At 56.7% G+C, this 13,873-nt stretch carries 9 protein-coding genes; 3 read left to right on the top strand and 6 right to left on the bottom strand.

Features of this window, described 5'->3' with window-relative positions; all coding sequences use genetic code 11:
* Window positions 1-459: 459 nt before the first annotated feature.
* Window positions 460-1,773, bottom strand: a complete 1,314-nt coding sequence (locus tag RISK_RS13100) for an HD-GYP domain-containing protein (protein WP_047814737.1) — start codon at window positions 1,771-1,773, stop codon at window positions 460-462.
* Window positions 1,774-1,918: 145 nt separating this feature from the next.
* Between RISK_RS13100 and lhgO the strand changes: the two genes are divergently transcribed.
* Window positions 1,919-3,196: an L-2-hydroxyglutarate oxidase gene (gene lhgO, locus RISK_RS13095; protein WP_047814736.1), complete on the top strand. Its 1,278-nt coding sequence runs from the start codon at window positions 1,919-1,921 to the stop codon at window positions 3,194-3,196.
* A gap of 40 nt (window positions 3,197-3,236) precedes the next feature.
* On the opposite strand, the gene RISK_RS13090 is transcribed toward lhgO, so the two are convergent.
* Window positions 3,237-4,343 carry a GTP-binding protein gene (locus RISK_RS13090; RefSeq protein WP_173442658.1) on the bottom strand — a complete coding sequence of 369 codons (1,107 nt, stop codon included), beginning with the start codon at window positions 4,341-4,343 and terminating at the stop codon, window positions 3,237-3,239.
* 142 nt (window positions 4,344-4,485) lie between these two features.
* Window positions 4,486-4,818, bottom strand: a complete 333-nt coding sequence (locus RISK_RS13085) for an ArsR/SmtB family transcription factor (RefSeq protein WP_047814772.1) — start codon at window positions 4,816-4,818, stop codon at window positions 4,486-4,488.
* Between the two features lie 141 nt (window positions 4,819-4,959).
* On the opposite strand from RISK_RS13085, the gene RISK_RS13080 reads away from it, so the two are divergent.
* On the top strand, window positions 4,960-6,351 hold the full coding sequence (locus RISK_RS13080; RefSeq protein ID WP_236696262.1) for an O-antigen ligase family protein: 1,392 nt from the start codon (window positions 4,960-4,962) through the stop codon (window positions 6,349-6,351).
* On the opposite strand, the gene RISK_RS13075 is transcribed toward RISK_RS13080, so the two are convergent.
* The 3 genes from RISK_RS13075 to RISK_RS13065 form a co-directional block, all read right to left on the bottom strand.
* On the bottom strand, window positions 6,341-7,831 hold the full coding sequence (locus tag RISK_RS13075; protein WP_047814735.1) for a DUF1501 domain-containing protein: 1,491 nt from the start codon (window positions 7,829-7,831) through the stop codon (window positions 6,341-6,343). The two genes, RISK_RS13080 and RISK_RS13075, sit on opposite strands and share 11 nt — an antisense overlap.
* A 66-nt stretch (window positions 7,832-7,897) precedes the next feature.
* Entirely contained in the window at window positions 7,898-11,557 is a 3,660-nt protein-coding gene (locus RISK_RS13070; RefSeq protein WP_047814734.1) for a PSD1 and planctomycete cytochrome C domain-containing protein, read from the bottom strand.
* The gene (locus RISK_RS13065) at window positions 11,554-12,132 is read right to left on the bottom strand and encodes a sigma-70 family RNA polymerase sigma factor (RefSeq protein ID WP_047814733.1); all 579 of its coding nucleotides are present in this window, start codon (window positions 12,130-12,132) and stop codon (window positions 11,554-11,556) included. The genes RISK_RS13070 and RISK_RS13065 overlap by 4 nt, the downstream gene beginning before the upstream one ends.
* A 160-nt stretch (window positions 12,133-12,292) precedes the next feature.
* On the opposite strand from RISK_RS13065, the gene RISK_RS13060 reads away from it, so the two are divergent.
* Complete coding sequence (locus RISK_RS13060; protein WP_047814732.1) at window positions 12,293-13,849, top strand: sialate O-acetylesterase; 1,557 nt, start codon at window positions 12,293-12,295, stop codon at window positions 13,847-13,849.
* Window positions 13,850-13,873 lie beyond the last annotated feature (24 nt).

The following is a 13,873-nucleotide window of genomic DNA, read 5'->3' as shown; positions in this document are numbered from 1 at the left end:
CAACCCCAAAGGTTGAACAGCCCACCGTTAGCCACGGTTCCCGCGCACAACCGGGGCTGAAGCTGGACTGCTGAACGTTTGGGCTTGGAGAGTATTGTCGCTTGCGCAAGTTTTCATCCCGGTAGGGATGCAAGATGGTAGCCGTCGGTAAGCGATAGCGCCACCGATGGACATGCAAACCCCACGCCGCCACTCTCCATCCCGCCGTGGCCATTGGCCACGGCGGGATGGAGAGTATTTTGGGGAGGCTCGCTTTCCGGGGGTGTGCTGCTACGCAGCGACCCCCGGCTACCATCTGAAATCCCTACCGGGATGAAGAAAGGCAGAAGCCGGAAGAAAACTTGTATCCGCTGTTGGAGTGTCAATCCCAAAGATTTAGCAGTCCAGGCTGAAGCCCAACCGGCTCACATGGTTGTGCCCATCATTCCTGCCAACCTGCTTCATACATTCCCGGGCAGATCACGCTTCTTCAAAGAACAATTCGTCAGCCGGGTTCCAGCGAATCTTTTGCATCGCTTCGATCGACAACCGACCTTGATTGCGTTGCGGGTCGCAGTGGGGCTGAACCACCTCGTGTGGATTTTCCACGAGGTCAAACAGTTCACCATCGGAAAGTTGTAAGACAGGACAGGCGTAGCCTTCGATGGGTCGACGAATCACGTCCGCCCACTTTCCGTTGGCCAATTCGACACGACTACCCAAGGGGAACAACGATTTGGTCCGCAACAGGGCATGAATGACCTGGGCGTCGAACAGACCGTACCGAGCCTGATGCAAAATGAATCCCAACGCATCGTGCGGGACCAGAGCTTTGCGGTACGCGGTTCCGAGGACCAACCGAAGGTAAGTGTCGCAGACGTTGAGAATTCGCGCGTAGATGTGAATTCGTTTGCCTTCTAAACCAAACGGGTAACCCGAGCCGTCGTATTGTTCGTGGACCTGTTCGATCGCCAGCAATACCGCGTGGGGAATGTCGGATACTTCGCGAAGACTGTTGGCGGAGACCACCGGGTGTTTGCGGTATTCCCATGTTTCTTGTTGCGAAAAGGGACCCCTTCCCGGAACGCTGAACTCGGGGTTCATCGAGTACAAACCAATGTCATGCAACAGACCGGCCATGCCGATTTCTAAAACCGAGGGACCATCCAGGTCGAGTTCGGTTCCAATGGCCATGGCCAAGACACCCAGCTTCACGCTGCGATCGGTCAATGACATTTCTGTGTTGCAGGCAACCACCTCGCCGACGGTTTGATCATGGTCGTCCACCATGGCAGACGCGAACGCGCCGGAGAGATCGGACAACGCTTCGACCGTTTGCATCTTTCGCTCGGAAAGAGCCAATCGAATTTCTTCAAATTTGCTGCGTGCCTGTTGGACGTGGCCTTGCAACGTCCGGCGACGGGTCTGATTGATGGGTTCGTGGTGGCGATCGACCAATGCATCTTTCAGGGGCACACCTTTGATCCACTTGGCGGGATCTTGTCCAGGATTGTGCCCCGTGTCTCGGCCGATTTTCGGCTTCGGTTTGACCGCTGCACCCTTGGACCGACCGCTCAACGTGTCGGCTTCGTCCGCATTGACCGTCAAATCTTTGATGCCGCGTTCCCGCAGACCATCGATCACTTCGGTTGTGATTCGTGTACCCGCACCAAGCAGCAAGCGACCGATCTCGTCATCGATTGGCGAACGACAAATCTCGCCGACCTGAAGATCGTCCACCGAAACAAGAATTGTGTTCTTGCTCAAATTGATGTTGGGGGATGCGGTACTCATTTTTGCCCAGTTCGTTGGTTGCTCCTGCGTGGAGTACGATCGAGTGAGTCCTTTTTCAATGCATGCCCGTGCGTGGTGGCTTCACTCGATAAGGAAACTCTAGGTTTCAAACTGAACCAAGGAGCGAAACGGTCAGAGATTTTTTATGAAACAAACATCCAATCAGAACTGTGACTTAGCCGTCATTGGAGGCGGAATCGTTGGGCTTGCCACTGCGATGACCTGGTTGGAGACCCATCCGGGGAAGGGGGTCACGGTGCTGGAAACCGAGTCTCAGGTCGGTCGCCACCAGAGCGGACACAATTCCGGCGTGATCCATTCAGGCATCTACTATCGGCCCGGGAGTGAGAAAGCGTTGTTGTGTCGGGAAGGCAAAACCAAACTCGAAGCGTTTTGCGAAAAGCAAGGGATTCGTTGGGAAAAATGCGGGAAAGTCGTTGTGGCAACGAATCCCACCGAGTTGGACTCGTTGGAAACAATCATTCAACGAGCGACGCTCAACGGAGTGGATTTTCGACGGATCTCAACGACCGAACTGCGGCATCTCGAACCTGCCGTGGCGGGAGTCGACGCGATTGCCGTGCCCGAGACCGGCATCGTGGACTACCGAACGGTATGCAACGCTTATCAACATTGCATCGAAGAATTGGGAGGTGACGTTCGGTTGGGTTCTCAGGTGCGACGGATCGCGGCGGAGGAAGGCGGGGTTCGCCTGATCAGTGTGGAAAGAGAAAACCCAAACCAAGAGCTCGTCGTCCACGCTCGTTCCGCGATCGTCTGCGCTGGCCTTCACAGCGACACGCTCCTTTCAGAAGCAGACCCTGCGTCGCAATCGACTGGAGACCCTGCTGCCGCTGCAACCGACGAGGTTCGAATCATCCCCTTTCGTGGTGAATACTACGAATTGCGGCCCGAACGAAGAGGGTTGTGCCGGAACCTGATTTACCCGGTTCCAGATCCCGCGTTTCCCTTCTTGGGCGTGCATTTCACACGGATGGTGGATGGAAGTGTCGAGTGCGGTCCCAATGCCGTCTTGGCTCTGGCTCGCGAAGGCTACCGTTGGCGTGACATCGATGTTCGATACCTGCAACGGACATTGGGATACAGCGGCTTTCGCCAGTTGATTCAGAAGCATTGGCGGAAGGGACTCGGCGAAATGAATCGCTCGCTCCGAAAATCCGCTTTCGTGACCGCGCTCCAAAAACTCATTCCTGAACTGCGAGCCTCGGACTTGGTGCCAGCCCGCGCCGGTGTGCGGGCCCAAGCCGTGCGAGCGAACGGTGAGTTGGTCGATGACTTTTTGTTTCGATCGACGCCCAACGTCACTCATGTCTTGAACGCTCCCAGTCCTGCAGCGACCGCTTCCTTGGCCATCGCACGCCGAGTGATCGAACAGCATCAAGACCAGAACCCCAACGCATGATTCGCGAGTTCGATTTTCGCGACTGGTTCAAACGGCGGTGTCAGCGAATGCGGTGAGTCGGTTCAGGGCGGCCAGGCCGGAAGCTGTCCAGTTGAATCGTCTCCGTTTGGGCGTTCAATCGAGAGGCCACCGACTGAACGACTTCCTGCACTTCTTTTGTCAACGCTTCGGGTGCCAGTCGCACGCGCGCGTTAATGATCGCTTTCGCATTGGTTGCGTTCACTCCCGAGGCGATCGACAACACGGTTTGGGAGTCACTGTCGATCAAGTTGGCAACACTGACTGGTTCGTCGTCGGCTCGGTTGCTGCTGCAGAGCACTTTCAAGTGGCCGGGTTCCGCGCCCAAGGTCAAAAGACGTTGTCGCAAATCCTCAATCAGACCCACGCTGAGGTCATCCAGTGCAAACGAGTCTTCGCTCTGAAAGTTGACCGTCGCGTTGAGCCAACCGAGCTCTGCTTCGCCGTCAGCGTAGACGTCGTAATCCACTTCCATCATCGTTTCACGAGGCGCCGCTTTGCCTTGGAAGGCGTCGTACAGAACATCCAGGTTCTCGCCGGTCTTGGCGGACAGTGGGATGACTTTGCGCCCCGGGTACTGCTCGTTCAGTTTTTCTTTGAGCGCCTGCACGTCTTCCTCGGACAATTCATCAATGCGATTGAGCAAGATGATTTCGGACTCTTCGAGTTGCTTGCGGAAGATGTATTCGGCTTTCTCAGAAAATCCACCTCCCGCGCCAGACAAGATCTTCTTGCCGTGATTGGGTTTCAGAACCACGGCATACGGACGATGCACGAACTTTTCACCGAGACGTTCCATCATCGGTGCCGCGATGGTCGCGATCAGGTCAGTGCAGCTTCCGACTGGCTCGGCGAGAATGACGTCGGGGCGTTGTCGACTTTCAAACTCTTCCATCGCGTCGGTCAAACCATCGAAGTTGCAGCAGAAGCAAGACCCTGCGACTTCGTTGACTTCCAACCCTTGGCTCTTCAGCAATTGTGTGTCGACCAAACCGGCGGCTTGATCGTTGGTCACGATGCAAACATGTTTGCCTTCAGATTGCAGACGCTTTGCCAATCTTGCGATGAGCGTGGTTTTGCCAGCTCCCAGGAAACCGCCGATCATGATGAATTCGATGGGCTGGGGCATCAGTGAGTCTCATTGCTTGATGGTGGGAACTGACCGGGCGCACCAATCGATGGCGAACTCGTGAATCAAACATTCTGACGAACGTTAGAACGTCAGTCAATCATCCGCCAGCCGGTGCTGGGAAGGTGGGCCGTTGCTCGATTCACGAGGGGTTCATTGGACCCATGTCGAGTTGGCAGCATCCGAGGTTCAGCGCGGATTGCTTTGCCTTTCCTCGACCGGCGAGCAGACCGTCCTTCAGTGAGTAATAGATGAACTTGCCTTCCCGCTGCGTCTGCACCAAATCGGCGTGAAAGAGGACTCGTAAATGGTGCGAGACGGTACCAATTTCTTGTTCAACCAAGATCGACAGGTCGGAAACGCTCAGCGGGCCGGTCTGCAGTGCTCGCACGATTTGCAGTCGCAAAGGGTCGCCGAGTGCCTTCAGATAGACCGCACACTGCGATTCATTCGGTTCGGAGGATGGGGTGGTCATGGCTGGATTGTAGGGAAAAAAGTCACGCGTGATCACTGCGCCCCACGAGATTGCCGAGACGTGAGTTCCTGAGAACGACAGCCTGCGCGGTGGCGATCGTCCGATCATGGCAATCGCGGACCGGTGAACTAGAGTACGTTCATGTCCCTTCTGGCAGGAACGTCGTCCTTGGAAGCATCCCTCGACCAAGACTTCGACGAACACGTGGAACAGCCAACGCCATCACCGGATTCACAACGCGGTGTTTTGGAAGGACTGTTTGCGCTGGTGTGTCCGCTGCTGTTGATCCTTGCCGTGGCACTCAATCCGCTGGATCAATCCGACTCGACTCCAGCTGGATCGGCGGGCGCTGGTTTGACGATGGAGGTGGCGATGAAGCTGCTCCTGTCCGGGGCGGTTGGTTTGGTCGCTGTGTTGGGTTGGATGTTGTGCCCGCCGGTGCGTCAGCGTCTCGCGAAATTTCCAGGTTGGATTCTGGTGGCTCTGGGCGGCATCTTTTTGGTGACCAGTGCCGCAGCCTTTGGCCCCGCTGCCACGGTGTCACGCGCTGCCGCGATGATCAGCTGTCTTTACATCGTGTTCATCGCTGTGACGTTGCAGTTTTTATCTCTGCGTCAGTCGCTTCAATGCGTGCTGGTTGGATTGGTGCTGCATCTGATCGTCGCGTGGTGTCTGTACCTTGGTGGCGGTGAGACGGCGGTCTACCAAGAAGAACTCGGCCAGTCTCTGATCATCGAACGCATGGGCAGCACGGCGCATCCCAACTCACTCGGTCGCATCGGCGCGTTGGCGATCTTGGTTTGTCTGGGACTTTGGCGAACGAGAAACCGTCCGCTCACACCCGTCATGATCGCGATGACGGGATTCGTTTTCGCGATCTCCGTCGCGACGATGTTTGAATCGATGAGTCGCACGGCGGCCGTTTCGTGTGCGGCAGCTGTCTTGGCCGTGATGATCGATCGGCTGGCCAACCGTCGTGGGTTGGCACTCGGTCTATGCGGCGTGATGGGGATCTGTTTGGCGATGCTGGCAATTGGTTTGTTGTCGGAAGGTTCCGACGTGGGCAGCCGAGTGGTCGCCGTTGGCACCAAGACCGGCGACGTCGACGAACTCACGTCGGCAACGGGACGAACCGAGATTTGGACGGAAGCAATTCGCTACATTGCACAACGACCACTGACCGGATGGGGACTGAATAGCGCGCCGTTGTTGCTGGAGGACTTTTCGCATCACACGCACAACTTGTTGCTGCACGCGATTTTTTCGGCCGGCATTTTTTCGGGCATCTGTGTCGCGGTGCTGGTCGGGTGGACGGTGTACCACGCGTTCATGGTGGTCGATCCCTTGTTTCGCGGGATCGCAGCTTACATTTGTGTTTCAGGGTTGTTCGAAGACACCGCGTTTGAAACCTTCCCCTTTGCGTCGACGTTGTTGTGGTTGTTGGTGCTGCTTGCGGCGTCTGTTGAGGTGCCCCAATCAGAACAGCTCGAACAGGCAACTCCGGAGCATTTGGCTGGCGATCTCAGGCAATGAGATCTCGAATGACGTGGGCTTCTTCGACGCCGGTGAGTCGTTGGCTGAGGCCTCGGAATTTGAATGTGAACCGTTCGTGGTCGATTCCCAACAAGTTCAACACGGTCGCATTGAGATCGCGGATGTGGACCGGGTTCTCGACGATGTTGTACGAAAACTCATCCGTCGTGCCGTAGTCGAAACCAGCTTTCACGCCGCCGCCGGCCATCCAAGTCGTGAAGCAGCGACCGTGATGGTCGCGTCCTGAACTGGGGTTCTCGAGTTGGCCCTGGCTGTAGACCGTGCGGCCAAACTCGCCGCCCCAAATCACCAGGGTGTCGTCGAGCATTCCCAAACGTTTGAGGTCCTGGACCAACGCCGCGGAGGCTTGATCGACATCCTTGCATTGCCGCGGCAATTGGTTGCGAATCGAGATGTGTTGATCCCAACCGCGATGGAACAGTTGAATGAAACGCACCCCACGTTCCGCCATGCGTCGTGCGAGCAAGCAGTTCGCGGCGTAAGAACCTGGACGTCTGGCGTCTTCCCCATACAGTTCGAACGTGGATTCAGGTTCGTCCGAAACGTCGGTCAGCTCGGGCACCGACGTCTGCATGCGGTAGGCCATTTCATAGGCCTCCATGCGTGCCAGCGTTTCGGGATCTCCCGTGGTTTCGGAGTGCAGTTGGTTGATTCGTCCGAGCGTGTTCAAGAGTTCCCGACGTGAGTCTCGCGAGACGCCGTCGGGGTTCTTGAGATACAGCACCGGGTTCGCACCCGGTCGAAGCATCACACCTTGATGGCTGGAGGGCAGGTACCCACTGCCCCACAATCTCGAAAACAGGGGTTGGCCGGGGTTCTTTCCGCTGCCCTGGCTGAGCAACACCATGTACGCAGGGAAGTCTTCGTTTTCCGATCCCAGCCCATAACTCAGCCACGCTCCCATCGACGCGTGCCCCATTTGCTGTGAACCCGTGTTGATGTAGGTCACGGCGGGGTCATGGTTGATCGCTTCGGTCCATATGGAACGAACAATCGAGATGTCATCGGTGATGTCTTGCAGATGAGGCAGCAAATTGCCCACCCACGTCCCACGCTCGCCGCATCGTTTGCCACCCCACAAAGGTTTGACGACTGGGAAACGGCTCTGTCGGGATGTCATTCCGGTCAGTCGTTGGCCACCTCGAATGGAATCCGGCAAATCAGTGCCGTGCAGTTGTTCCAGTTCCTCTTTGTGATCGAACAAATCAATGTGGCTTGGGCCGCCAGACTGGAACAGGTAGATGACCCGTTTGGCTTTGGGCGCAAAGTGAGGCAACCCGGAGGTGAGATTCGATTGAATCTGGCCGCCAGAAGAGGCCGCCTGAGGATTGGCTTCGGACGCCAACAGATTTCCGAGTGCCATCGCACCGAGACCCGCCGCGGAGCCGCCGAACAGCGACCGGCGAGTCATCATTTGCGATTGTCGCAATCCGAGTTCGTGAATCAAAGATTGGTTCATGGGAAGATGCGTTTCGAAGTGGTGTGTGTTGGATCGATGAATGGGAAAAATTCCTGAACGACTTGGTCAAAGTCGAGTCAGTGTTTCGCTGAGGTTCAGCAGCAACGTCGCGACTTGCATCCATGCCGCATGCTCGGCGGGTTCCAGTGTTTCCGAACGAGGTGACTCGCCCACTGAGACAGCCGCCAAAGCATCCTCGGGTGATTGAGCGAAGCGTTCGCGTTCGGTTTCCAACAGTGACAGCACGGCTTCGCGTTCTTCCTCGTGGGGCATTCGACCGACGACCATGGTGAAAGCCTGATCCATTCGTTCCGCGTCCGTGATCGTAGGCTCACTCCGTCCCGGCTCCTCTGTCCCCGACTCGACCAACCAACGAGCGGCCAACACACGAGCGGCTTCGGCGAACTGGGGGTCGTTCAGCGTCACCAAGGCTTGGATGGGAGTGTTCGTTACCCCGCGGTCCATCGTGCACAGTTCACGGCTGGGTGCATCGAATGCAGCCATCGCCGGATGCGGGCTGGTTCGTTTGACAAACGTGTAAAGGCTGCGTCGATACAGCTTCTCACCGTGGTCTTGCACGAAGACTTGTTTGGTCGCGGGTGTGCTACCAAAGTGGCTGACTTCTTTCCAAAGGGCCGGTGGTTGGTACGGTTGCAAACTTGGACCGCCAACCCGAGGCACCAACAAATCGCTGACTGCGAGAGCTTGATCGCGAATGAATTCAGCCGGCAAACGGAACCGGGGCCCGCGTGCGAGCAAACGATTCTTGGGATCCAATTCGATCTGTTCCGGTGTGGCGGAGGACTGCTGGCGATAGGTCGCGCTGCTGACAATTTCACGCATCAATTGTTGTTGATTCCAATCGTTCTCGACAAAACTTGTCGCGAGATAATCCAGCAGTTCAGGGTGACTGGGGTATTCGCCTTGCGATCCAAAGTCCGCCGAAGTGGCGACCAATCCCGTTCCAAAGAACAGGGACCAAATGCGATTGACCGCCACGCGTGATGTCAAAGGATGCTTGGGGTTGGTCAACCAACGTGCCAAGTCCAACCGGTCGGCCTTCTTGAGAGAGAGTTCCGGCAACACCTTGGGCGTGGTAGGGAAAACCCGGTCCGTGGGCGAGTCATATTGGCCGCGGTCCAGCACAAACGTCTCGCGAGGTTTCGCGGCGGTGTCCATCACCATGGTCGAGAACGTGCCGGTCAGTGCCTCGCGGCGCTCCTCCAGGTTGCTGATTCGAATTCGCAGTGGCTGGAGTGGGTCGCTGAATTCGCGAAACGTCTCCAGCACACGGTGCCGGGTAGGTTCATCCCAATCGCTCGGCGAGGTTTGAATGACTTGGGCGAGCGAAGCGTCCCAGCGACTGTCGGTGTCGTTGCCTGTGAAAGGTTGAATCTGCCACTCGAACGGCGTTGAGTTTCGCTGACCAAACACCACCAACACGCTGAGAAAAGGAGTCGCCTTGGGATCGACCGGCTGATCGAATGTCAGGGTCAGATGTTGTTCGGAGTGACCTTCGGCGGGTTGCCACCATCGTTCGTTGCTCTCGTCGCGAATCGATCCCGTGGCATGCCCTTCGGCTTGACTGCTGGCAGTGATTTTTTGAAACGCCAATTGCCGGTGGTAATCCACTTGGTCGGCCGGTTGTTCGGTGGCGGAGACCAGAACCGTCGCGACTTTGGGAACCGCATCTGGGAAGGGGGTCAGCACCATCAGCGGATCACTGTTGGTTTGGGCGTTAGCGTTTTTGTCTTGCTCGGAGGCTGGCTTCACCGGGCCGGGCTGGGGAAGGAACGAAATGCGAATTCCCATGATCGGCGATCCATCCGCGATGTCTCCGGTCGACAACCGCAGTGAATGGCTCATGCCATTCAGGCCACCACTGGGTTGCCCCAGTTTGACAGTGCCATCGGCGTCAAATTCAATGGCCCCGCGATGATTGGGAGAGGACACATCGAGCAGTTCCATGGGCACCAACGCAAACTGGTCACCTCGTGATGCTTCTGCCTGACGTTGCGATGCCAACCACGACTCCAAGCCTTCGGTGGACTGGTTGAGTTGCTCGCGAAGCTGTTTCAATTCCGCTTCCAACGATGGAAGTTCATCGGTCCGCAGCACCGTTTTCGCGGTGATGCTGGGAGCCGCGTTGCGGCCTCCGTCACCGTCCAACCCCCGGTCTTGCAGTTCGTTGAAAAACGCAAAGAACTGATAGTATTCGTGCTGCGAGATCGGATCGTACTTGTGGTCATGGCACTGAGCACATCCCATCGTCAAACCGAGGAACACCTCACTGGTTGTTTTCACTCGATCGGCGACATAGTTCGTGAGGTTTTCCTCCGGGATCGTGCCACCTTCGTGCGTGATCATGTGGTTGCGGTTGAATCCCGTTGCGATCCGTTGCGACTCGGTCGGATCGGGAAGCAAATCGCCCGCAAGCTGTTCGGTCAAAAACTGATCGAAAGGCATGTTGTCGTTGTAAGCCTGAATCACCCAGTCTCGCCACAACCACATGTGGCGACCGCCGTCGATCGAATAGCCATTGGTGTCGGCGTAGCGAGCTTGATCGAGCCAAGGCAGGGCCATTCGCTCGCCGTGATGCGGTGAACTCAGCAACCGCGTGATCGTTTCTTGGTAAGCGGTTTCGCCGTGCCGTTGATAGTCGCGGACGAATGCGTTGACCTCATCGGGGGTGGGCGGCAAACCGGTCAAGTCAAAGCTCAGTCGACGGATCAACGCTCTTGCTTCGGCCTCTGGCGAGGGTGCCAGACCGGATTCGGCCAATCGTGCCGCCACAAAGAAATCAATTTCATTGCGAGCCCAGCTTTGCGTGGATTCTTCCTCGGTGAAATCAACGGTTGGAACCTCAGGCATGGTTGGCGGAAGGAAAGCCCAGTGGCCCTCGTAGGCGGCGCCTTCTTCGATCCAACGTTGGAGCAACGTTGTTTGCTCCTGCGTCAAAGCCAAGTGAGACTCGGGTGGCGGCATCAGCATGTCGGGATCGTCGCTGATGATGCGTTTCCAGGCCTCGCTTTCGTCGAGGTTGCCGGGCACGATCGGTTGGTAACCGCCCAGATCCGCCGTGGCGCCTTCCAACGTGTCGAGTCGCAAGTCAGCTCGGCGACCTTGTTCGTCTGGACCGTGGCAGTGAAAGCAGGTTTCCGAGAGGATCGGGCGAATGTCACGATTGAACTGCAGTTTGCGATCGGTCGCGGATTCCAGCTCGGGAATCGAGACGGCGGTCAGAGCGGGGTGGTTCATCGAACCGGACGAGTTGATGACCTTCCACGGATTGGGGGGACGTCGATTGGCGGAGTGTTTCGCGTCGACAGGGTTGGTGGTCCGTGTTGTCGTGCGATCCACCTCGGGTGATGAGGTCACGGTTTCGTTGACCATCGCCACGGGGGAATGATTGGATGCCGTCCATGTCTGCAACCAAATCATGTTGCCAACGACCAACGCGGACGCGGCGGCGCACCAGGTGAGAAAGGGTCGCATGCTCGAGTGTTGAGACGTGATCGGCGAAGCTGCGAATGGCTTGTTCAATGCGGGCGTGCCGGCCGCTGTCTGCGAAACCAATGCCTCGTCCAGTTCACACAGATCGAGGTAATGGTCCAGGGCCTTGCTGTCGGACATCAAAATCTCTCGCAGTTCGTTGGCTTCTTCCGCCGTCAGTTCGTTCGCTGAGTGAGCGGCCAGCAGTTGATCGATTCGTTCCCGGGAACTCATGGGGTTTCCGCCGTTGGTTGAGAAAGGGGATGATCGGAGAGAAACTCGGCGTCTGTGGAATCGCCTGTTTGTTGGACGCAGCGAACCAAGCGTTGACGAGCTCGATGAAGGGCTTGCCCGATCGCATTGGCTTTGCGACCGCTCATTTCAGCTAATTCATTCAATGTCTGGCCGTCCAAGTAAAACCGCTGGACCAATTCGCGTTGGTGATCTGGGAGTTGATCCAAGCAGTGGCTCAGCCGTTGCCAATTGTTGCGTTGGCGATTCTGTTCGACCCGTTCGCGATGACGTCGTTCAATGACGTCGTGCAATTGATCGTCGACGAGTACCACGGAGGAGGACGTGGCAAGTTTGCGGGCCTGATTGCGATGATGGTTGCAGGCGATCTGACTCAGCCAGGCGACGAAGTTCGTTCCTTCTTCAAACGCATATTGTTTTTCCATTGCCGTGACATTCGCTGATTGCAGCACGTCCTGCGCAGCGTGGATCGATCCGGTCAGCCTGATCAAATGACCAAGCACAGGACGTTGGGCCTGCTGAAGCAGGTCTTCAAATGCCTTGCACGAACGAGTCAAACCATTGGGTCTCCACCAAGTAATGTTGAGAGCACGTTTCGTTTTACTCGGAATGTTCGAAGATTTGTGAAAATCGTCGCGATCCCAACCGGGGCGGTCCAGCGATTATGCTGCTGCTGACAATCCCACCTCCCATCCCTCCCATGGAGAAATTTCCACCATGAAAACACCCCTTCCCAACCGGTTTTTACTCGCCGGAATCGCGATCGCGAGTTGTCTGACGAGCCTGATGGGCTCGACCGCACAGGCGGAATTGATGATGCCAGCGATCTTTGGCGACTCGATGGTCGTGCAGCGAAACGAACCCGTTCATATCTGGGGCTGGACCAAACCCGGCCAAGAAGTCAGCGTTCAACTGGGCGATCGTGCCGCCAAAGGCAAAGCCAACGACGAAGGACGATTTGATGTCTCGGTCCCAGCCCTTCCTGCTGGTGGACCCTATGATTTGACTGTCAAAGCCGACGAGACCAAGACCTTCACCGATGTGCTGGTCGGCGAAGTCTGGATCTGCTCAGGGCAATCCAACATGGCTTGGGCCGTGCAAAGTGCCAACGATGGCGATCTGGAATCCCTGACGGCCAACTACCCGCAAATTCGTTTGATCTCCGTGCCAACCGTGGGCACGCAAGAACCTCAGCGAGATTTCAAAGGCAGCTGGACCGCTGCGACACCGGAAACCGTCAAAGGCTTTTCCGCGGTCGGTTACTTCTTTGGCCGCCAACTGCACGAAACCTTGGACGTGCCAGTCGGATTGATCGACAACGCTTGGGGTGGTTCCGCGGCTGAGGCTTGGGTTCCTCGCGATGTGCTGGAAGCCGAAGACAAGTACGAGTCCTTGCTCGCAGGCTGGGACAAGCGAATGAAAAACTACGACTACGACGCGCTGTTGAAATCGTGGAAAGAGAAAAATGACAAGTGGGTTGCAGACGGCCGCCAAGGCAACGCACCTCGACGACCACGCGATGACTCTGCCGGCAATCAACGTCCTGCCAACATCTACAACGGCGTCTTGTTGCCAACGATCGGCTACACGATTCGAGGTGCCATCTGGTACCAAGGCGAATCAAATGCCGGACGAGCCTACGAGTACCGGGACCTCTTCCCGTTGATGATTCAAACCTGGCGTGACAAATGGGGCCAAGGCGACTTCCCGTTCTACTGGGTGCAATTGGCTGACTTCCGCTCGGAAGTCGAAGAGCCGACCGACAGCAGTTGGGCCGAACTTCGCGAAGCACAAACGATGACGATGTCGCGATTGCCAAACACGGGCGAAGCGGTGATTTTGAACTTGGGCGAATCGGCTGACATTCACCCCAAGAACAAACAAGACGTGGCCAAGCGATTGGCTCGATGGGCACTGGTCAAAGACTACGGCTATGACATTCCTTACCGCAGCCCAACCTATCGTGAAGTGAAGTTTGACGGCAACAAAGCGATCGTCAAGTTTGATCACGTCGGCGGTGGATTGGACACATTCGATGTTCGCGAATTGATCGGTTTCACCATCGCGGGTGAAGATCAAAAGTTTGTTCACGCCCAGGCCAAGATCGTTGGCAAAGACACGATCGAAGTGTCAGCCGACTCGGTCGAAACCCCGGTTTCTGTTCGCTACGCGTGGGCCGACAACCCAGTCTGCAACGTGCAAAGTCTGGAAGGTCTGCCAGTGACGCCGTTCCGAACCGATGATTGGCCAGGCATCACGCAGCCGAAGAAGTGATCCAATCAGACAACCCTGGGCACT

It is taken from the genome of Rhodopirellula islandica (genome assembly GCF_001027925.1).
Taxonomy (GTDB): Bacteria; Planctomycetota; Planctomycetia; order Pirellulales; family Pirellulaceae; genus Rhodopirellula; species Rhodopirellula islandica.
This window is presented reverse-complemented; position numbering and strand designations above follow the sequence as displayed.